This is a genomic window from Nakamurella sp. A5-74 (genome assembly GCF_040438885.1).
Classification (GTDB): Bacteria; Actinomycetota; Actinomycetes; order Mycobacteriales; family Nakamurellaceae; genus Nakamurella.
This window is the reverse complement of the sequence record NZ_CP159218.1, coordinates 3,079,537-3,098,116: the sequence shown is the minus strand read 5'-3', so window position 1 is coordinate 3,098,116 and position 18,580 is coordinate 3,079,537. Positions and strand designations below refer to the sequence as shown.

Genomic DNA, 18,580 nt, shown 5'->3' with positions numbered 1-18,580 from the left:
TGTGCCCGTCAGCTCGCCACCGGACGGACGTGGACGCCGTGCGCGACGAACGGGCTCAGTTCGGTGCTCTGCCCGCCGACTGTCGCGGTCACGATGTCGCCGGTCAGGACAAGCTCGACGACAGCTCCGGGAACGATCCCGCCGGCCTGCAACCGGGTCATCGCCTCCTGCTGGTCCTGCACCACCTCGCTGATCCGGCAGACCTCGAAGGTGCCGCCACCGATCGAGGCGCGCTCGGCGTCGACGAGCGCCCGGTGGAACTCGGTGACCGCATCGGCCGGTGCCTGCAGATTGCCGGCGCGGGGGATCGGATTGCCGTACGGATCGAGCGTCGGATGGCCGAGCAGCTCCACCAACCGCTCCTCGACCTGATGGCTCATCACGTGTTCCCAGCGGCAGGCCTCGATGTGCACGTCTCGCCAGGGCAGGCCAATGACGTCCAGCAGCAGGCGTTCGGCCAGCCGGTGCTTGCGCATCACGTCCGTCGCCCGGCGGCGGCCGGACTCTGTCAGCTCCAGGTGACGGTCGTTCTCGAGCACCAGCAACCCGTCGCGCTGCATCCGGGCGACGGTCTGCGACACGGTAGGTCCGCTCTGCCCCAGCCGCTCGGCGATCCGGGCACGCAGCGGCAGCACCCCCTCCTCCTCGAGCTCGAAGACGGTCTTGAGATACATCTCGGTGGTGTCGATGAGGTCGTTCACCCTCGGTCGTGTCCCTTCGTCGTCGAAGTTCGATCCTACCGACCTGCCGCGATCCCGCTGCGGGGCCCCGCGGAGCCGAACCGCAGGCGTCCGAACGGGTGGGAATGCCGCCGGCTGCGCTCCGGCCGCCGGGTTCGCAGCGAAAACCCGCATCCCAGCTGATGCGCCGGAGCCGGTGGCGGTGAACAATGCCGGGATGACCGGTGTGACGGGGCAGGGCTCACTCATCTCAGCAGCGGGGCTCGCGGACGAGTTGGACGGCGAACGTCCCCCCGTGCTGCTCGACGTCCGTTGGACGCCGGCCGGCGCCTCGCGCAGAGACTTCCTGACCGCCCACCTGCCCGGCGCGGTGTTCCTCGATCTGGACACCGACCTGTCCGGACCGCCTTCGCGCCCGGCGGCGGCCGGTCGTCACCCGTTGCCGGAACCGGCTGCCCTGGAGAAGGTCTGGCGGGCAGCGGGGATCTCCGGAGGCACTCCGGTGGTGGTGTACGACGCCGGCAGTTCCTCGATCGCCGCCCGGGCCTGGTGGCTGCTGCGCTGGTCCGGCCACCTGGACGTGCGGGTCCTCGACGGCGGCCTGGGCGCGTGGCAGCGAGCGGGACTACCCACTCGGTCCGGGCCGGCGGAGCTGTCGGAACCCGGCTGGATGTCGGTCCGTCCCGGCGCGATGCCGGTGGCCGACATCGACACCGTCGCCAGTGCTGTCGACGGCCGGGTCACCGTGCTGGATGCCCGCACACCCGAGCGTTTCAGGGGCGAGGTGGAACCGCTCGACCCGATCGCAGGGCACATCCCCGGCGCCACGAACCTGCCGCTCACCGAGCTGCTGGACGCCGACGGTTCGTTCCTTCCCAGCGAGGAGATCCGGCGCCGGTTCGACGCGGTGTCGTCCGACAGACCCCTCATCGCCTCGTGCGGGTCCGGGGTCACCGCCTGCCATCTGGTGCTTGCGGCCGCACTGATCGAGAGCGACGTGGCGCTGTATCCGGGTTCGTTCTCCGGCTGGATCGGCGCGGGCAATCCCGTCGAGGTCGGCGATCCAGCGTCACTCCCCGGCTGAACGGCCGGCGATCGGCAGCGCTGCGCCGACCGCTGCCCCCTTAGGCTGACGGCATGAGTGCGCCGATGCTGATCTGGGACGACAGGATGCTCGGCTACGACCTCGGCGGACGACATCCGATGCATCCGCTGCGGTGGGAGCTCACCTGGTCGCTGGCCGGACAACTCGGCGTGCTCGACGGATTGCCGCTGACCGCACCGGAACCCGCCGGCGACGCGGACCTCACCACCGTGCACCTGCCGGCGTACCTCGACGCGGTGAAGGAGGCATCCGTCATCGGCGGGCCCCAGCGCGCCGTCGGCCACGGTCTCGGCAGTGACGACAACCCGGTGTTCGCTGACATGCACGCCTCGGCCGCGCTGATCGCCGGCGGGTCGATCACCGCTGCCAGGGCGATCGCCGCCGGCGAGGTCCGCCGGGCGGCGAACATCGCCGGCGGTCTGCACCACGCGATGGCCGGTCATGCCGCCGGATTCTGCGTCTACAACGATGCGGCGCTGGCGATCCGCGCGCTGCTGGACTCCGGGGTGCAGCGCGTCGCGTACGTGGACATCGACGTGCACCACGGTGACGGTGTGCAGGAGGTCTTCTACGACGACCCGCGGGTGCTCACCGTCTCCCTGCACGAATCACCGCTCGCGTTGTGGCCGGGGACCGGGTGGCCGCACGAGACCGGGCACGGCGGCGGTGTCGGCTCGGCGGTCAACATCCCGCTGCCGCCCGGCACCTCGGATGCGTTGTGGCTCAGGGCGTTCCATGCCGTCGTGCCGTCGGTGTTGCGTGCTCACCGACCGGACGTGTTGGTCACCCAGCACGGTGCGGACGGGCACGCCGACGATCCGCTGGCCGATCTGAACCTCACGGTGGACGGGCAACGGGCCGCGGCGTTGGCACTGCGTGACCTCGCCGAGGAGCTGACGGGGGGACGTTGGCTCGCTCTCGGTGGCGGCGGCTACTCGCTGGTCAAGGTCGTTCCCCGGACCTGGACCCACCTGCTGGCGATCGTCGGCGACCGCGACCTCGATCCGGCGATGCCGATCCCGCCGGCCTGGACGGAGCAGGCCAGGCTGGCGCGGCCGGACATCGCACCACCGACCTCGATGTCCGACCGGGACGGTGTGGGAGTCCGCTTCGAGCGGTGGAGCGGAATCCGGGAGGTCGGGATCGATCGCACCATCGACGACGTCCGCCGCGCGGTGTTCCCGCTGCACGGTCTCGATCCCTTCGATCCCCGAGACTGACATGACCGCCGAGCCGGATCCGGAGCGTGCGCCCTACCCCCACGAGTGGGAGGCGGACGTGGTGCTGTCCGACGGGGGAGTCGTGCACCTGCGACCGGCGCGCCCAGCGGACCGGGAAGCGTTGCGGGCCATGCATTCCAGGATGTCGCCCCGCAGCCTGTACCTGCGGTACTTCACCGCGGTCGGCGAGGTGCCCGACACGCTGCTCGACATCGTCACCGAGGTCGACCACCGGACCTCGGTGGCGCTGCTGGCCGAGCTCGGAGGTGACGTGATCGCCGCCGGCACCTACCACCTGGATCCGGTCCGCGACGCGGCCGAGGTGGCCTTCGCGGTCGAGGACGCGCACCAGGGGCGGGGACTCGGCTCGATCCTGCTGGAGCACCTGGCGGCCGCTGCCCAGGAGCGCGGGATCCCTCGGTTCACCGCCGAGGTGCTCAGCGAGAACCGTTCGATGGTGCGGGTGTTCCTGGACGCCGGCTACCAGGTGACCCGCGAGTTCTCCTCCGGCATCGTCGATCTCGAGTTCGACATCGCGCCGACCGACGCCTCCAGGGCAGTGGCGTTGTCGAGGGAGCAGCGGGCCGAGTCCCGTTCGATCGCCCGGTTGGTCGCCCCCCGCTCGATCGCGGTGATCGGTGCCTCGAACGATCCGACGAAGCTCGGTCACGCAGTGCTGAGCAACCTGCTCGCCGGATCGTTCGTCGGTCCGGTCTATCCGGTGAACCCCGATTCGCTGTCGGTGCAGAGCATCCGGGCCTACCGGACCGTCACCGACATTCCCGATCCGGTGGATGTGGCGGTCGTCGCCGTCCCGGCAGCCACGGTCGCCGAGGTGATCGAGGGCTGCAGGGCCAAGGGCGTGCACGGACTGATGATCGTCACCGCCGGGTTCGCCGATGCCGGCCTCACCCCTGATGACGCGGGGGGTGCTGCCGGGGCCGAGGCACAGCGCCGGATGGTCGCCGTCGCCAGGGCCAACGGCATGCGGGTGCTCGGACCGAACTGCCTCGGCATGGTGAACACCGCGCCGGGGGTGACGATGAACGCGACCCTGGCGCCGGTGGGCCCGCCGCCGGGTCGGGTCGGGTTCTTCTGCCAGTCGGGGGCCCTGGGGATCGCGGTGCTGGCCGATGCGGCGGCCCGCGGCCTGGGACTGTCCACGTTCGTCTCCGCCGGGAACCGCGCCGACGTCTCCGGCAATGACCTGCTGCAGTTCTGGCAGGGCGACCAGCGCACGGAGGTGGTGCTGCTCTACCTGGAGTCCTTCGGCAACCCACGCAAGTTCGCCCGGCTGGCCAGGACGCTGGCCCGCAGCAAGCCGGTGATCGCCGTCAAGTCCGGGCGGCACGCGGTGCTCTCCCCGGGGTTGCGAGCCTCCTCCACCGCGTTGTCCGACACGGCCGTCGCGACGGTGTTCGCCCAGTCGGGGGTGATCCGTACCGACACCCTGGCGCAGGCCTTCGACGTCGCGCAGTTGCTGGCGACCCAACCGCTGCCGCGATCCCAGGCGGTCGCGGTGATCGGCAACTCGACCGCACTCGGGGTGTTGGCCGTCGATGCCTGTCTGGAGGCATCGCTGACCGTCGCCGGCGACGGGCCGGTGGACCTCGGCGTCAACGTCACGCCGCAGGAACTGGCGCATGCGGTGCAGGCAGCCATCGACGACCCGACGGTCGGATCGGTGGTGGTGGTCTACGTCCCGCCGGTCGCCACCCCCGGTCTGCAGCATGCCGACGCGCTCCGCGAGGTCTCGATCCGCTCCGAGATCCCGGTGATCTCCACCTTCCTGGCGGTCGAAGGTCTGGTGGAACGGCTGACGGTGCCGACGGCTGACGGCGGTGCCGGCCGGGGCTCCGTGCCGTCGTTCCGGACCCCGGAGCGAGCGGTCACCGCGCTGGCGCTGGCGGCGCGCTACGCGGTGTGGCGGGCCCGGCCGACCGGGGTCGAGATGCGACCCACCGATGCCGACCCGGCGGCGGCACGGACGCATCTCGAGACCCTGATCGGATCGCAGCCGCGCGTCCTGGACGATGCCGAGCTCGCGACCCTGCTGTCCCACTACGGGATCCGCATCACCGATTTCGAGGTCGCCGGGACCGCGGAGAGCGCCGTGGCCGCTGCCGACCGGCTCGGATTCCCGGTGACGCTCAAGACGTTCGCCCGGGAGGATCGTGAGGATCTGCAGGGCAGCGGAGTGCGTACCTCGCTCACCACACCGGACCAGGTCGTTGCGGCTTACGGCGTGCTGCGCAGTCTGGCCGGACCGACGGTGTACGTCCAACAGCAGGCGAGGGTCGGGGCCGGAGCGGTGTCGACGGTGTTCGGGATCACCGCCGACCCGTCGTTCGGCGCGCTGGTGTCGTTCGGGATCGGTGGCCTGGCAACGGATCTGCTGGACGACCGGGGCTATCGGGCCGTCCCGCTCACCGACCAGGACGCGGCCGACCTGCTGCTGGAGCCACGGGCGGCGCCGCTGCTGGATGGCTATCGCGGACGGGTGAGCGTCGAGAAGCAACCGTTGCAGGACATTGCTCTCGCCCTGTCGGCGATCGCCGACGACGTTCCGGAGATCGTCGAGCTGCAGCTTCGGGTGCTCGCCGGTGCGGGGGGGGTTGCGGTGCTCGGCGCGAGCGGGACGATCGGTCCGCCGCCGGCCCGCCCCGATCTCCGCCGTCGGATGCGCTGAGAGCCGGGGCTGGCGACCGTCAGTACCGCGAAGGTGGGGCGGTGACGACCGTCAGTACCGCGAAGGTGGGACGGTGGCGACCGTCAGTACCGCGAAGGTGGGGCGGAGACGACCGTCAGTACCGCGAAGGTGATGGGGCGGTGACGCGGAAAGGCCGGGTCCGTCAAGAAAACGGACCCGGCCCCCCTGGTGTGAGGTGTGTCAGCTCGCGTACGAGCGCAGCACCTCGGAACGATCCCCGACCCGCAGCTTGGCCATCGACTCGCGCTCGATCTGCCGGACCCGCTCACGCGAGATCCCGAAGACCCGACCGATCTCGTCGAGGGTGTGCGGGCGTCCGTCGGCGAGGCCGTAGCGCATCCGCACCACGGTCCGCTCGCGCTCGTCGAGGGTGTCGAGCACCCGCTCGATGTCGGAGTGCATGAACCCGGCGACGACGACGGCTTCGGCCGAGGTCGACTCGGAGTCCTCGATGAAGTCACCCAGCGGGGCTTCCTCGTCGGCACCGACCGGCATGTCCAGCGAGACCGGGTCACGTGCATGGTCCATCAGGTCGTTGATCTTCTCGACCGGGATGCCGGACTCCTCGGCGAGCTCCTCGAGCGTCGCGTCCCGCCCGTACTGCTGGTGCAGCTCGCGCTTGAGCCGGGAGAGCTTGTTGACCTGCTCGACGAGGTGCACGGGCAGCCGGATCGTGCGGCCCTGATCCGCCATCCCGCGGGAGATCGCCTGTCGGATCCACCACGTGGCGTAGGTGGAGAACTTGAAACCCTTGGTGTAGTCGAACTTCTCGACCGCACGGATCAGCCCGAGGTTGCCCTCCTGGATGAGGTCGAGCAGTGGCATACCGCGACCGGTGTAGCGCTTGGCCAGCGAGACGACGAGCCGCAGATTGGCCACCAGCAGGTGCTGCCGAGCCCGTTCGCCCTGCCGCACGATGGTGCGCAGGTCGCCCTTGGACTTGGCGCCCAGCCGCGGATGGATCTTCAGCTTGTGCTGCGCGTAGAGGCCGGCCTCGATCGACTTGGCCAGCACGACTTCGTCCTCGGCGCTGAGCAGCGCGGTCTTGCCGATGCCGTTCAGGTAGACGCGGACCAGGTCCGCTGCCGGGCTCTGGGCGTCCAGGTCCTCGGAGATGTCGACGTTCTCGAGCGCTTCCGCGAACGATGTGGTCATCTCGTCCCCCTCCTTCTCTGCTGCTGCTGTGGTTGCCGACGGTGCGGCAACGGGGTCCGTATCGGATTCCGCCGGAGTGTCCGCGATGGGCTTGGTGACCACCCTCGGGGTGGCGCCCGCGGTGGAGGGTCGTGACCGCTGAGCTGTCCTGACCATCTGGGTCCTCCTGCTGTTCATCCGTGTAGTTGACAACGCTTCTCGACGGTGATTCGTTCCCGGGCCGATGGCGGATGACCTGCGGCCGCCACCCGTCCGGGTGGATCTCCACTCTCATGGACGCGACGAGTGGCGATCAGGTTGTCCTGCTGTGGTACCCGGTCCTGGTGTTTTCACTCGGTGCCTCCACCCGAGGGTGGTGGTCCTTGTTGATCATCAGAACCCGGCAGCCGGTACACCTCCTGTGCCGCCCATGAGAACGGCATGGGAATGGCGGGCCGCCAGCCGGCGATACCGGACGAAGCCGACGTTCGCGCAGGTGGGAGCGCTCGGGCGGGGAAACACGAGGCGTGCGTCACGTCGCGTGCCGGGAACGCCTCAGTCGACGTCCATGACCACGGTGAACGGCCCGTCGTTGGTGCTCGAGACGGCCATGTCCGCCCCGAAGACCCCGCAGGCGACCTCGGTTCCCGCGGCCCGCAGGTCGTCGACCACCGCGTCGATCAGCGGCCCGGCTACGTCCCCGGGAGCCGCCCTGGTCCAGCTCGGCCGCCGCCCCCGTTCGGTGCTGCCGTACAGGGTGAACTGGCTGACCACCAGGATCCCGGCGCCGGTGTCAGCGCAGGACAGCTCGCCGGCCAGGATGCGCAGCCCGCGCAGTTTCGCGGCCATCCGGGCGGAGATCGCCGGGGTGTCCGTGTGGGTGACTCCGACCAGGGCCAGCAGACCGGGTCCGGTCAGGGCGCCGACGACGACGCCGTCGACCACGACGGAGGCCTCGCGGACCCGGGAGACGACGGCGCGCACCTCAGGGTTCCACCGGCAGCAGGATGCCGCGCTCGACGGCGACCGCGATGCTCGGCAGCACCGCCGCGGTCAGCGCCTGCTCGTCGACGTCGTGGGCGGTAGCGAGGATCTCGATGACGAGCCGCAGGGGTGCGAGCCCGGTACAGCCCGCCAGCAGTGCGCGACCCCAGTCGTCCACCTGCAGCGTGGCGCCGGGACCCTGGCTGCGCACCAGCATCCGCAGTACCGGGACGAAACCCTCGTCGCCGGGCAGCGACCGCTCGTGCAGCACCACGGCGGGATCGAGCCGGAACGCGGTCGCCAGCAACTGTTCCTGCGAGGTGCGGTTCAGCCAACGGCGTCGGGTGAGGAACGCCTCCGCCTCGATGCCGGTGACCTCCTCGCCGACGCCGGTGATCTCGTCGAGCACCACGTCGACCGGGCCGTCGTCGCCCGAGTCCTTGCGGCGCAGGGTGATCGAGCCCATTCCGATTCCGACGACACGCTGCTCGGCGAACCAGTCGAGCCAGCTGTTCCCGCGCACTGCGGTGGCGTGCGCGTCCTCGCCGGCGTCCTGCAACCACAGCGAGACGTACTCGGTGGGGTCCGCGAGCTCGCGCTGCACCACCCACGCATCCAGCCCGGAACCTACGAGCCAGCCGGAAACCCTGTCCCGCCAGTCGGTTCCGTCGAGCACCATCCAGTTCGCCAGCAGCTGCATGACGCCACCGGGGCGCAGGTGTGCTGCCGCGCCGCGCACCAGTTCGGCGCAGATCGCATCGCCGACCATCCCGGAGTCGCGGTAGATGTACTGCTGCTCACCGGATCCGATGACGAACGGCGGGTTGGAGACGATCAGGTCGAACTGCTCGCCGGCAACGGGTTCGAACAGACTGCCCTGTCGGAGGTCCCACTCCATGCCGTTGATCCGCGCGGTGGCTGCGGCCAGCGCGAGGGCCCGCGGGTTGGTGTCGGTGGCGACGATCGCCGTCGAGTGGTGGTCCAGGTGCAGCGCCTGGATTCCGCAACCGGTGCCGATGTCGAGCACCCGCTCGACGGGTCGGCGGATGATCGCCCGCGCCAGGGACAGCGAAGCCTGCCCGATCCCCAGCACGTGCTCGTGACGCACCGGACCTTCTCGGGTGTCGGAGTCCGGATCCGAGATCACCAGATACCCCTGATGATCGGTCCTGGTGCTCGAGTCGTCCGAGTGCGGTCGGATGTCCAGCGCGGCCCGTACCCCCGCGCCGTCCTGCTCCAGCACACCCGCGGCCGACGCCCGCTCGATCCCGGTACGGGGGAGGGCGGATGCGGCATCCGAGATGGATTCGGTCGTCCCCAACAGGAACAGCCGCACCAGCACCGCGAGCGGCGAGTCGGCTGCGGTGGCGACGCGCAGAGCCGGCCAGAACTCGCCGCGACCCAGCGCCCGTTCCGCCGGCCCGCCCAGCAGGTCGGGGACCCCGGTCGCGTCGAACCCCGCCGCCCGCAGGTCGTCTCCGAGTGCATCCACGACGACCAGGTCGGTCAGCGGGAGAGCGGCGTGCTGGCTGGTCTCGGGCATCCGCCCAGGCTAGTTGTCTGTCGGGTGGAACTGCGGTCGGTAGCGGACGTTCACCGCTGCGGTCGGATCGTCCCCGTTGACGAGATGGAGCTGCACGGCCTGGCAGCCTTCCATGTCATACAGACGGACACCGCTACCGAGCAGGACCGGAGCGATGTGCAGGTCGATCTCGTCGATCAGATTCTTCGCGAGCAGTTGACGGCCGATGGTCGGCGAGAAGACCTCGACATTCTTACCACCGGCGGCCTCGAGCGCGATCTGGACGGCTTCCTCCACCGAACAGCTCAGCAGTGTGATGTCTTCGGCAGGGCGCGCGTCCTCAGGGTGATGGGTGAGAACGAAGATCGGCCCCTGCCAGGCGCCGCCGTACGGTCGGAGGTCACCGATCGCGCTGTCGAAGCCGTCGCGACCTGCGAGCACAGCACCAGTCGTATCGATGTACTCCTTGATCAGGCCATCCCGCACCGTGAACCCGGTAAGCCATCGCATGTCGTGCAGGGGACCGGCCACGAACCCGTCCAGCGACATCGTGAAATGCCACAGAACCTTCGCAGCTGCGGTCTGGGGATCGGTGTCCCTCATCGAACCTCCTCGTCCTGGTTGCGATCTGCAACTGGTCCGAGGCTAGCTGTACCGGTTGCACTGCGCAAGCAGTCCGGAGGGCCCTGTGCCACGCGGCTTCGGGTCCTGCGGAGGGCCGTGGGCCGGCGGTCGATCGTGGGTCGGGTGGAGCGTCGCGCCCGCGCACCGAGGCTGCTGGGGGGCCGCGGACGTGGGACGCTGTGGAGATGACTGTTGCATCGCTCCGGCTGACCGGCCATCCAGACGCCGACGAACTGCTCACCCGTGACCCCAATGCGTTGCTGCTGGGAATGGTGTTGGACCAGCAGATCCCGATGGAGAAGGCATTCTTCGGACCGTGGGCGATCGCCGAGCGGATGGGCGGCTCGCTGGACATCGCGGAGATCGCGGCGGCGCACCCGGACACCTTCTCCAAACTCTTCGCCGTTCCGCCTGCGGTGCACCGGTTCCCCGGCTCCATGGCCTGGCGGGTCCAGGCAGTGTGCAGGGTGCTCGTCGAGCAGTACGGCGGCAACGCGGCGAACATCTGGGACGGCGTCGAGGACGGCGCAGAGCTGCGCCGCCGGGTCGCGGCGATCCCCGGCTTCGGCGATCAGAAGTCGGCGATCTTCGTGGCACTGTTGGGCAAGCAGTACGACGTGACGCCGCGCGGATGGCGGGAAGCGGCCGGCAGGTACGGCGAGGACGGCAGCCGCCTCTCGGTGGCGGACGTGGTCGACGAGGAGTCGCTCGTCCTGGTGCGGGCTGCCAAGAAGGCCGCGAAGGCCGCCGCTGCCGCGAAGTGACTCCAGCGGACCGGTACCGGCTGCACCCGTACCCGACCGCGCTCGCTCAGGACCGGTGGTGCTCGCCGGCGGGGCTCTCGTCCGCAGCCTGATCGACTACCTGATCGACGACATGATCGATCACCAGCGGGGTCCGCGACGGCAGGGCACGCTCGTGGTTGATGGTGCCCCGCGGGACCATCCGCGTCTTGCGGGCGGGCCGGTCGTTGGCGATGAGGACAGCGATCCAGGGCAACGGGATCGAGGCGGCGATGAAGATCAGTGCCAGCCAGGGGATTCGGTACACCAGCACGGCGGCGATGAGGAACGGAATCCGCAGGCCCATCATGATCAGGTAGCGGCGCCGGCGGAGTCGGAACTGCTCGTCGTAGGACATCTCGGCCTGGGTGATGACGGCCGGTCGATCGTGGTTCGGCACCCTTGCGACGCTACTCCTGCGCCGGGATGCGCTTGTCGTACCTTGACTGCGATGTCCGATTCCGCGCATCGACCCCCTGTGACAGTCCTCTCGCAGGTCAGACGGTTTGACACGGCGCTCAACCGCGTCGCCACCAGCGGCGGCGAGCCGGTGGTTCCGGTGCGGGTGGCAGCTGGGCGGTCCGTTCGGCTGCCAGCCGGGCTCGATCCGCGGTCCACGCGGCGACCACCTCCTCGACATCCAGCAACCGCATCGCCAGCGGAGGCTGCCCGGTGGGGACGAAGATCTCGGCGCTGATGCGCTTGTTGAGGTCCCTGACCAACTCGCGGACCTTGTCCTCGGAGCGGACGGTGAGGACCCTCGCCGGGAGGTCGTGCGCCTCCTTGCGCAGCTGCAGCGACCGCGGCAGGAACGAACCCCCGGCATCCTCCGCCTCGGCGAACCGCCTGAGGAAGTCGTCCTCGCCCGTGCGGTTCGGCAGCGGCTTGCCCTGTCCGCCGAGATTGTCGAAGGCACCGGCTTCCGCGGCTTCCCTGATCGCGGCATCGACGGGGCGCTCGTGCTGGGCCATCGGCCCACCGTAGCCCGACTTCTCAGCGCTGCGGCCGCGCTCCCAGCCGCCCCGCGGCGGCGGTACCGGCGTGCACGCCCGCGGTCAGCGCGGCGATCGGAGCCGCGCCGGTCAGCCAGGCGCCGAGCAGTCCGGCGTTGAACGCGTCCCCGGCCCCGGTGGAGTCGGTCTCGTGCTCGCCGGGCACCGGGACCGTCAACCGTTCGTCGGCGGAGTACCAGCTCGCTCCGTGCCGCCCATGGGTGACCACGACGATGCCGACACTGCGCAGTGCTGCGTCGACCCCGCCGAGGGCGGCGATCTCGCTCTCGTTGGGCAGCAGCACGTCGACACCGTCGACCCAGTCGAGGAAGGTGTCCGCGCCCGCGGCAGAGATGTGTTGTGCTGCTTGAGGATCCACCGAGGTCGTCCAGCCCTGGGAACGGGCAGCGGCCAGGGCTGCCAGAGCGGCCGGTCGCGAGCTGTCGTCCAGGATCACGTAACCGGACAGGTGCAGGTGCCCGCGGGCCCCGGTGTCCAGGGTCGGCAACTGCACGTCATCGGGGGAGAAGGCCTTGTTGGCCCCGCGGTCGGCGAGCATGGTCCGGTCACCGTCCTGGCCCACCAGCACGACGACGCAGCAGGTGGCCAGCTGCGGGTCGATGGCGAACAGACACTGCACGCCTGCCTCGGTGAGCTCGGCGGCAGCCGAGCGACCTGCTTCGTCGTCGCCCACCCTGGCGATCAGCGATACGTCGAGGTCCTGCCCCGCAAGCCAGGCCGCGGTGTTGCCGCCGGCACCACCGGGGCTGACCCGCACCCCGGCCCTGGTGTCCTGGCCGAACACCACTGGTCCGGCCAGCTTCGCCAGCACGTCGAGGCCGACGTCCCCGACCACGCACACGTGCGGACGTGGGCCCGCCGGCGCGCTCACGGGGCGGCCGGCTCGGGAACGGCCGGATCGGGGTTGGCCGGATCCGCGCGCAGGGCCGCCAGGGCGACGGCCAACTCGCCGGCCAGGGTGGCGTTGGACAACACCAGTTCGACGTTCACCCGGAGGCTCTCGCCGTGCGTGCGGGTGTGGAAGTGTTCCAGGAGTGCTGGGGTGATGTCCTTGCCGGTGATGTGCCGCTCGGCGAGCAGTTGCAGGCCGGAGGCGAGGGTCTCGTCGTGCAGCGCCGGATCGAGCTGATCGGCGACCGACACCGGGTTGGCCAGCACCACGCCGGCCTGTTCGCCGAGCTGCCGACGCGCCTCGATGATCGCCGCCACCTCGTGCGCCGACTCCACCCGCCACGGCACGCCCAGCCCGGAGTCCGCGAGGTAGAAGCCGGGGAAGGCGTCGGTGCGGTAACCGAGCACCGGCACCGACAAGGTTTCCAGGTGCTCGAGGGTGGCGGCGACATCCAGGATCGACTTGACCCCTGCGCAGACCACCGCGACCGGTGTCCGGCCGATCACGCCCAGATCGGCGGAGATGTCGAAGCTGTCCGCGGCGCCGCGGTGCACGCCGCCGAGGCCGCCGGTGGCGAAGACCGCGATGCCGGCCCGGTGGGCCAGTGCCGCGGTGGAGGCGACGGTGGTGGCCCCGTCCACCCCGGAGGCGAGGGCGGGGCCGACGTCCCGGATCGAGAGCTTGGCGATCTGGTCGGAGCTGCAGAGCAGGTCGAGGTCCGCCGGCTCCAAGCCGATCCGCACCGACCCGCGCAGCACGGCGATCGTCGCCGGAACGGCCCCGGCGTCCCGGACGGTCCGCTCGATGGTGTCGGCGATCGTCCTGTTGTCGCCACGTGGCAAGCCGTGGGCCAGGATGGTGGATTCGAGGGCGACGACCGGCCGGCCGGCGGAGAGGGCGGCGTGTACTTCCGGGCTGATGGTCAACACGCCGTTGATCATCCGTGATGCACCGTCGACGCCGAGCGTCAGGGTCGACCGGATTCCGCGCAGTATCCTCTTCGGTAGTGAACCGCCACCCGCTCCGCTCGAGCGCGGTGCAGCCGTGAGACCGCACGTCGCCTGGAGGACTGGATGAGCACCACCGAGCTGTTGCCGCAGCCGACCGAGACCACCACCGACGACACGCCGGAGATGTTCCACTACGTCCGCAAGGCGAAGATCGCCGAGTCTGCGGTGCTGGGGAACTTCGTGGTTGCGCTGTGCGGCGAGACCTTTCCGGTGACCAAGTCGGCCAAGCCCGGATCCCCGGTGTGTCCTGACTGCGAGAAGATCTACAAGTCGCTGCGGCCCGGCAAGGGCTGATTCCGGCTGCTGGAGACCGGCCCCGGTTCGGCGCTCCAGGCGTGTTCGGCCCCGGTGCCGGGCGCGGGGGAATCCACGGCACTGTCCGCGCCGGCAGCGCCGTCGGCCCCGGCCGCCTCTCGGTGTGCGCGCTCCTTGGCCTCGAACTTCTCGGCGCCCAGCCGCCGCCACGCACGTAGCTGCCGCTTCGACCGCTTCGGCGGGTAGTACTCGAGCGTCGCGTTGTTGAACTGGGCGCCGATGATGATCGACATCGCCAGGAAGTAGTAGAAGAGCAGGAACACGATCGGGGTGGCCAGCGCGCCGTAGCTGAGGCCGTGGCCGGTCACGTAGCTGACGTAGATCCGCAGGCCGTGGCTGCCGATCAGGAAGAACACTGTGGCCAGTACGGCCCCGGGAATGCCGCGCTTCCAGGGATGACGGTGCTTCGGGGCGACTTTGTAGAGCGTCGTCAGCAGCACGATGCACAGGATGCCGACCACCGGGAAGTAGGCGATGTCGACGATCGTCGAGACGGTGTCGCGCCAGTCCGGTGGGAACAGGTTGACCAGGGTGGTGGGTCCGATCGCCGCGAGCGGCAGCAGGAAGATCCCGCAGACCAGCGCGACCAGATACAGGCCGAGCGCGAAGAACCGCTCGACGACGGGGTGCCGGACCTCGTGCTGGCCGTAGGCGATGGTGATCGCCTCGACGAACGCCGAGATGGCCGACGAGCCTGCCCAGAGGCTGATGACGAAGCCGACGGAGACCACGTCGGCCTGCCCCTGGGTCAGCAGGTTGTGCACGCTCGGCGCCAGCAGATCGGTGACGATGCCGGAGGAGAAGATCGTGTTGAGGAAGGTGATGACCTGTGCCTCGACCTGCTGGATGGTGTCCGGGCCGTACCAGCCGGCGACGAAACCGACCATGCCGAGCAGGGCCAGCAGTAACGGAGCCGTCGACAGTGCGCACCAGAACGCCGCCTGCGAACTCCAGCCGAACAGCGAGTCGTTCCAGGTCTTGGACGCCGCCCGCTTGAGGATCCTGCGCCAGCGGTGGGAGGCCTTCTCGCCGGGGACCACCGGGATCGGCCCGGTGTTCGCCCGGTGCCAGGTGAGGATCGTGCCGTGGTCGGCGGATTCCTGCGGCACCGTCGCGGAATCGGGTTCCGGCGTGGGGGTCGGCTGCGGGGACTGCTGAGCAGTGTCGGGCTTGTCGAGGGCCACCGTCCGGGGGATCGCGATCGTCGGGTTCTCTGCAGGTGAGCCGACCGATGCGCCGGCGCCGGGGACCGAGGACACCCGCACCGGGTCGCCGGCGGCAGCGGCGGCAGCGGCGGCAGCGGCGTCGGGGGCTCCGGAGCCGGGGACAGGGACGTGCGGGGTCACCCCGCAAGGATGCCAAGGATCCCGGGGATCGTGCGGCAACTTCGCCCGGCCGTGAGCGAGTTGTGAGATTCACCGTGCCCGATCCGGCGGCAATCCGGGCGGTGCCGTCGGACCGCGTGGGTAATCTTCTCGGGGCTGGCGGCTGCTGGACGGCAGATTCGTGGACTGGGTGGGAAGTGGTGGTGCGAGGTGCCGATCGGAGCTCCGATCTCCGCCCACTCGTCCCGTTCCCCCCATCCCTCCCTGGCCGCCCACCCTGCTGGTTCCGCCCACCCGCCCTCGCCCGCCCACCCGGCCCGTCCCGCGCACGAAGCCCGGCTCCGTGCCTGGCAGCGCGATGCGCTGGCCGCCTACGAGGAATCCAGCTCGACGGACTTCCTCGTGACCGCCACCCCGGGCGCCGGCAAGACGACGTTCGCGTTGGCGTTGGCGATGCGGCTGCTGGCCGCCAGGGTTGTCGACCGGATCATCGTGGTGTGTCCGACCGATCACCTGCGGACCCAGTGGGCGGACGCTGCCGCCGGGTTCGGCCTCCGGCTGGAGCCCACCCTCACCAATGCCCAGGGCCAGGTCCCGGACGGGGCGCACGGCTACGTCACGACCTACGCGCAGGTGGCCGGAAAACCTGCGGTGCACCGCGCGCGATCGCACAAGCTGCGCTCGCTGGTGATCATGGACGAGGTCCACCACGCCGGTGACGGACTGTCGTGGGGGGACGCGATCGCCGAGGCGTTCGACGACGTGAATCGTCGGCTGAGCCTGACCGGAACGCCGTTCCGCACCAGGGCCGAGGAACGGATCCCGTTCGTGCAGTACGAGGTCGACGGTGAGCTGCTGCGCTCCCGGGCCGATTACACCTACGGCTACCGCCAGGCGCTGGCCGACCGGGTGGTGCGGCCGGTCGTCTTCGCGGCGTACACCGGAGTCTCCCGGTGGCGCAACAGCGCCGGTGAGGTGATCGCCGCCTCGCTCACCGATGCCGGCACGAAATCGGTGGAGACCGCCGCCTGGCGGACCGCGCTCGACCCGCAGGGCGGGTGGGTGCCGCACGTCATCGCCGCGATGGACGAGCGCATCACCCATCTGCGGGAGGCCGGTATCCCCGACGCGGCCGGCATCGTCCTCGCCAGCGACCAGGACGACGCCAGGGCGTACGCGGACGTCGTCCGGTCGATCACCGGGAAGGCGCCGGTGCTGATCCTGTCCGACGACCCGAAGGCCTCGAGGAAGATCGAACGGTTCCGGGAGTCGACGGACCGGATCGCGGTCTGCGTGCGGATGATCTCCGAGGGTGTCGACATCCCCCGGGCGGCCTGCCTGGCGTGGATGACGAGCTACCGCACCCCGCTGTTCTTCGCCCAGGCCGTCGGGCGCGTGGTCCGGGCCAGGAATCCGCAGGAGGCCGCGACAGTCTTCCTGCCGGCAGTGCGTCCGCTGCTGGCGCTCGCTGCGGAACTCGAGGAGGACCGCAACTACGTCATGCAGCCGCCGCCGAAAGCCGACGACGGTGAGGGTGAGCTGCTGGACCCGCTCGATCTGGAGATCCAGCTCGGCGACGAAGCCGACTCCGTCCCGGACCGTGAGGCGCTCGACTCCGAGGCGAGTTTCGCGCATGTGCTGCACTCCGGTCAGGCCGTCACCGCCGAACCGCTCGAGCTCACCGACGACGACGAGGACTTCCTGGGATTGCCGGGATTGTTGTCGCCCGAACAGATGGCCTCGCTGCTGGCCCACCGGGATGCCGGCCTGCGCAAGCGGGTGGACGACGTCGCCCGGCAGCGCGACCTGTTCTCGAGCAACGAGCAGGACGAGCAGGACGAGGAGCAGGTGGCAGGGGGACTCGTCGCCTCCGCCGCGGGGTGGCGGGCCGCGGCGGGGCTCCGCAAGGAGGTGCACCAACTGGTGTCCAGGGTGTCTGCGCGCACCGGATCCCCGCATGCCGCGGTCCATGCCCAGCTGCGGCGGGCGGTACCGGGTCCGCCCTCGGCATCGGCCGATGTCGACGTGTTGAGCCGTCGCCGCGATCATCTGCTCGGCCAGATCTGATCGGCGGTGCTGCGGTGCGGCGGCGCTGCGGTCAGTCGCTGCGGGACAGCGCGCGGATCGCCCCGATGAGGATCAGCGGACCGGCGGCGGCCGCCACGAACCAGCCGGGTCCGAGCTGGTCGAACAGGGCGCCGAAGCCACCGGCCGACCGTTGGTTCTCCTGCGACCACCAGAGCACGGCTCCGATCACCGCGAGACCGAGCATCAACGAGATGGCACCCAGCGGTTGGTGGGTGATCGGCAGCAGGGTGGACAGGCCGAGCAGGATGCAGGCGCCGCCGGCCACCGCGATGCCCAGCACGCCGTAGGCGGACACCGTCTGCCCGGTGTCGCCGCCGGCACCGGAGGACAGGCCGAGGGTGACGTACGTCCAGCCGGACATCGACGAGCCGATCTCGCGCCGCGTCATCCATGGCAGCAGCACGCTGATCAGGCCGGCTCCGCCGCCGAGCACCAGCATCATCGCGGCGAGGAAGTCGGGCCGCACTGTCACCCGGCGCGCAGTGAGCAGCGTCATGGCGCGACTTCCACTCCGAGGGTCGCGGTGGGGGTGCGGTGCGCTGTCACCCCGTCATCATCGCAAATCTGCGCCCGGTACGACGAAGGGCGACCCACGACGTACGTGGATCGCCCTGCGCCGGACGGGGGATGTTCGGTCGAACCAGGACGTCAGTTCGCCCGGGAGTCGTGCATCTGGGCGTCGAGCTCGGTGAGCTTGGCCGAGTACTCCTGGGCGTGGTGGCCGCAGAAGAGCAGCTCGCCACCCGAGTTCAGGACGGCGCGGACAGCGGCGGCCGCTCCGCAGCGATCACAACGATCGGTGGCGGAGAGAGCTGTCGCGGCGGTGAGGGTTGCGGTCATGACGTCCTCCCATCATCCGTGGCCACCACACTGGTGGTCACGCACTTCGTGGTCACTACATCTCGCGGTGACTGCTTCGGTTCCGCGGCGGTCTCGGACACTTCCGTGCCGACCGTTCCGCCTCACCATTCGGTCCTGCTGATCCCACAGTGCCCGAGATCTGGTCCTGCGACGCACTGCGCGCCGGAGTGTTCCCGATCCGTGATCCAACAGCTGCAGGCTCGACTGGTCCTGGTAGAGCTTCGATACCGAGTGGTGACCCGATTGCTCCATCCTGCCAGGTGCAACCACGTCGACCCCTGGATGCGCCCCGTCTTCGCGCTGGGCGAACACGCG

Annotated in this window: 18 protein-coding genes; 6 read left to right on the top strand and 12 right to left on the bottom strand. The window is 70.2% G+C overall.

Annotated features, from left to right (window positions below):
* Window positions 1–8: 8 nt before the first annotated feature.
* Complete coding sequence (locus tag ABLG96_RS14280; RefSeq protein WP_353648030.1) at window positions 9–701, bottom strand: iron dependent repressor, metal binding and dimerization domain protein; 693 nt, start codon at window positions 699–701, stop codon at window positions 9–11.
* A gap of 196 nt (window positions 702–897) precedes the next feature.
* Here ABLG96_RS14280 and ABLG96_RS14275 point away from each other — a divergent pair, with 196 nt between their 5' ends.
* Genes ABLG96_RS14275 through ABLG96_RS14265 form a run of 3 tightly spaced genes read left to right on the top strand, consistent with a single transcriptional unit; the run spans window position 898 to window position 5,694 of the window.
* Window positions 898–1,764: a sulfurtransferase gene (locus ABLG96_RS14275; protein WP_353648029.1), complete on the top strand. Its 867-nt coding sequence runs from the start codon at window positions 898–900 to the stop codon at window positions 1,762–1,764.
* A 53-nt stretch (window positions 1,765–1,817) separates the two neighbouring features.
* Window positions 1,818–3,005, top strand: coding sequence for an acetoin utilization protein AcuC (locus ABLG96_RS14270; RefSeq protein ID WP_353648028.1), 1,188 nt, complete (start codon window positions 1,818–1,820; stop codon window positions 3,003–3,005).
* Between the two features lies 1 nt (window position 3,006).
* Entirely contained in the window at window positions 3,007–5,694 is a 2,688-nt protein-coding gene (locus ABLG96_RS14265; RefSeq protein ID WP_353648027.1) for a GNAT family N-acetyltransferase, read from the top strand.
* A gap of 201 nt (window positions 5,695–5,895) precedes the next feature.
* Here the strand turns inward: ABLG96_RS14265 and ABLG96_RS14260 are convergent, their stop codons facing one another.
* The 4 genes from ABLG96_RS14260 to ABLG96_RS14245 form a co-directional block, all read right to left on the bottom strand.
* Complete coding sequence (locus ABLG96_RS14260; protein WP_353648026.1) at window positions 5,896–6,870, bottom strand: sigma-70 family RNA polymerase sigma factor; 975 nt, start codon at window positions 6,868–6,870, stop codon at window positions 5,896–5,898.
* A gap of 534 nt (window positions 6,871–7,404) precedes the next feature.
* Window positions 7,405–7,833: a D-aminoacyl-tRNA deacylase gene (gene dtd / locus ABLG96_RS14255; protein ID WP_353648025.1), complete on the bottom strand. Its 429-nt coding sequence runs from the start codon at window positions 7,831–7,833 to the stop codon at window positions 7,405–7,407.
* 1 nt (window position 7,834) lies between these two features.
* A complete protein-coding gene (locus ABLG96_RS14250; RefSeq protein ID WP_353648024.1) occupies window positions 7,835–9,376 on the bottom strand; it encodes a methyltransferase in 1,542 nt (513 codons plus the stop codon).
* A 9-nt stretch (window positions 9,377–9,385) separates the two neighbouring features.
* Window positions 9,386–9,958 carry a dihydrofolate reductase family protein gene (locus ABLG96_RS14245; protein ID WP_353648023.1) on the bottom strand — a complete coding sequence of 191 codons (573 nt, stop codon included), beginning with the start codon at window positions 9,956–9,958 and terminating at the stop codon, window positions 9,386–9,388.
* A 206-nt stretch (window positions 9,959–10,164) separates the two neighbouring features.
* Here ABLG96_RS14245 and ABLG96_RS14240 point away from each other — a divergent pair, with 206 nt between their 5' ends.
* Window positions 10,165–10,743, top strand: a complete 579-nt coding sequence (locus ABLG96_RS14240) for an HhH-GPD-type base excision DNA repair protein (protein ID WP_353648022.1) — start codon at window positions 10,165–10,167, stop codon at window positions 10,741–10,743.
* Between the two features lie 46 nt (window positions 10,744–10,789).
* Here the strand turns inward: ABLG96_RS14240 and ABLG96_RS14235 are convergent, their stop codons facing one another.
* From ABLG96_RS14235 to ABLG96_RS14220, 4 genes are all read right to left on the bottom strand, one after another.
* On the bottom strand, window positions 10,790–11,161 hold the full coding sequence (locus ABLG96_RS14235; RefSeq protein WP_353648021.1) for a DUF3099 domain-containing protein: 372 nt from the start codon (window positions 11,159–11,161) through the stop codon (window positions 10,790–10,792).
* A 118-nt stretch (window positions 11,162–11,279) separates the two neighbouring features.
* Complete coding sequence (locus ABLG96_RS14230; RefSeq protein ID WP_353648020.1) at window positions 11,280–11,732, bottom strand: DnaJ family domain-containing protein; 453 nt, start codon at window positions 11,730–11,732, stop codon at window positions 11,280–11,282.
* Window positions 11,733–11,754: 22 nt separating this feature from the next.
* On the bottom strand, window positions 11,755–12,609 hold the full coding sequence (locus tag ABLG96_RS14225; RefSeq protein WP_353648019.1) for a PfkB family carbohydrate kinase: 855 nt from the start codon (window positions 12,607–12,609) through the stop codon (window positions 11,755–11,757).
* 32 nt (window positions 12,610–12,641) lie between these two features.
* Window positions 12,642–13,607, bottom strand: coding sequence for a pseudouridine-5'-phosphate glycosidase (locus ABLG96_RS14220; RefSeq protein WP_353648018.1), 966 nt, complete (start codon window positions 13,605–13,607; stop codon window positions 12,642–12,644).
* Window positions 13,608–13,739: 132 nt separating this feature from the next.
* On the opposite strand from ABLG96_RS14220, the gene ABLG96_RS14215 reads away from it, so the two are divergent.
* The gene (locus ABLG96_RS14215) at window positions 13,740–13,970 is read left to right on the top strand and encodes a DUF3039 domain-containing protein (RefSeq protein ID WP_353648017.1); all 231 of its coding nucleotides are present in this window, start codon (window positions 13,740–13,742) and stop codon (window positions 13,968–13,970) included.
* Here ABLG96_RS14215 and ABLG96_RS14210 read toward each other — a convergent pair.
* On the bottom strand, window positions 13,940–15,337 hold the full coding sequence (locus tag ABLG96_RS14210; RefSeq protein WP_353648016.1) for a YihY/virulence factor BrkB family protein: 1,398 nt from the start codon (window positions 15,335–15,337) through the stop codon (window positions 13,940–13,942). The two genes, ABLG96_RS14215 and ABLG96_RS14210, sit on opposite strands and share 31 nt — an antisense overlap.
* Window positions 15,338–15,526: 189 nt before the next feature.
* Here ABLG96_RS14210 and ABLG96_RS14205 point away from each other — a divergent pair, with 189 nt between their 5' ends.
* Window positions 15,527–17,383 (top strand): DEAD/DEAH box helicase family protein, encoded by a 1,857-nt coding sequence (locus ABLG96_RS14205; RefSeq protein ID WP_353648015.1) that lies wholly within the window; start codon window positions 15,527–15,529, stop codon window positions 17,381–17,383.
* Between the two features lie 31 nt (window positions 17,384–17,414).
* On the opposite strand, the gene ABLG96_RS14200 is transcribed toward ABLG96_RS14205, so the two are convergent.
* Together ABLG96_RS14200 and ABLG96_RS14195 are read right to left on the bottom strand one after the other, a co-directional pair.
* Window positions 17,415–17,900: a hypothetical protein gene (locus ABLG96_RS14200; RefSeq protein WP_353648014.1), complete on the bottom strand. Its 486-nt coding sequence runs from the start codon at window positions 17,898–17,900 to the stop codon at window positions 17,415–17,417.
* Between the two features lie 152 nt (window positions 17,901–18,052).
* On the bottom strand, window positions 18,053–18,244 hold the full coding sequence (locus tag ABLG96_RS14195) for a hypothetical protein (protein ID WP_353648013.1): 192 nt from the start codon (window positions 18,242–18,244) through the stop codon (window positions 18,053–18,055).
* Window positions 18,245–18,580: the final 336 nt, after the last annotated feature.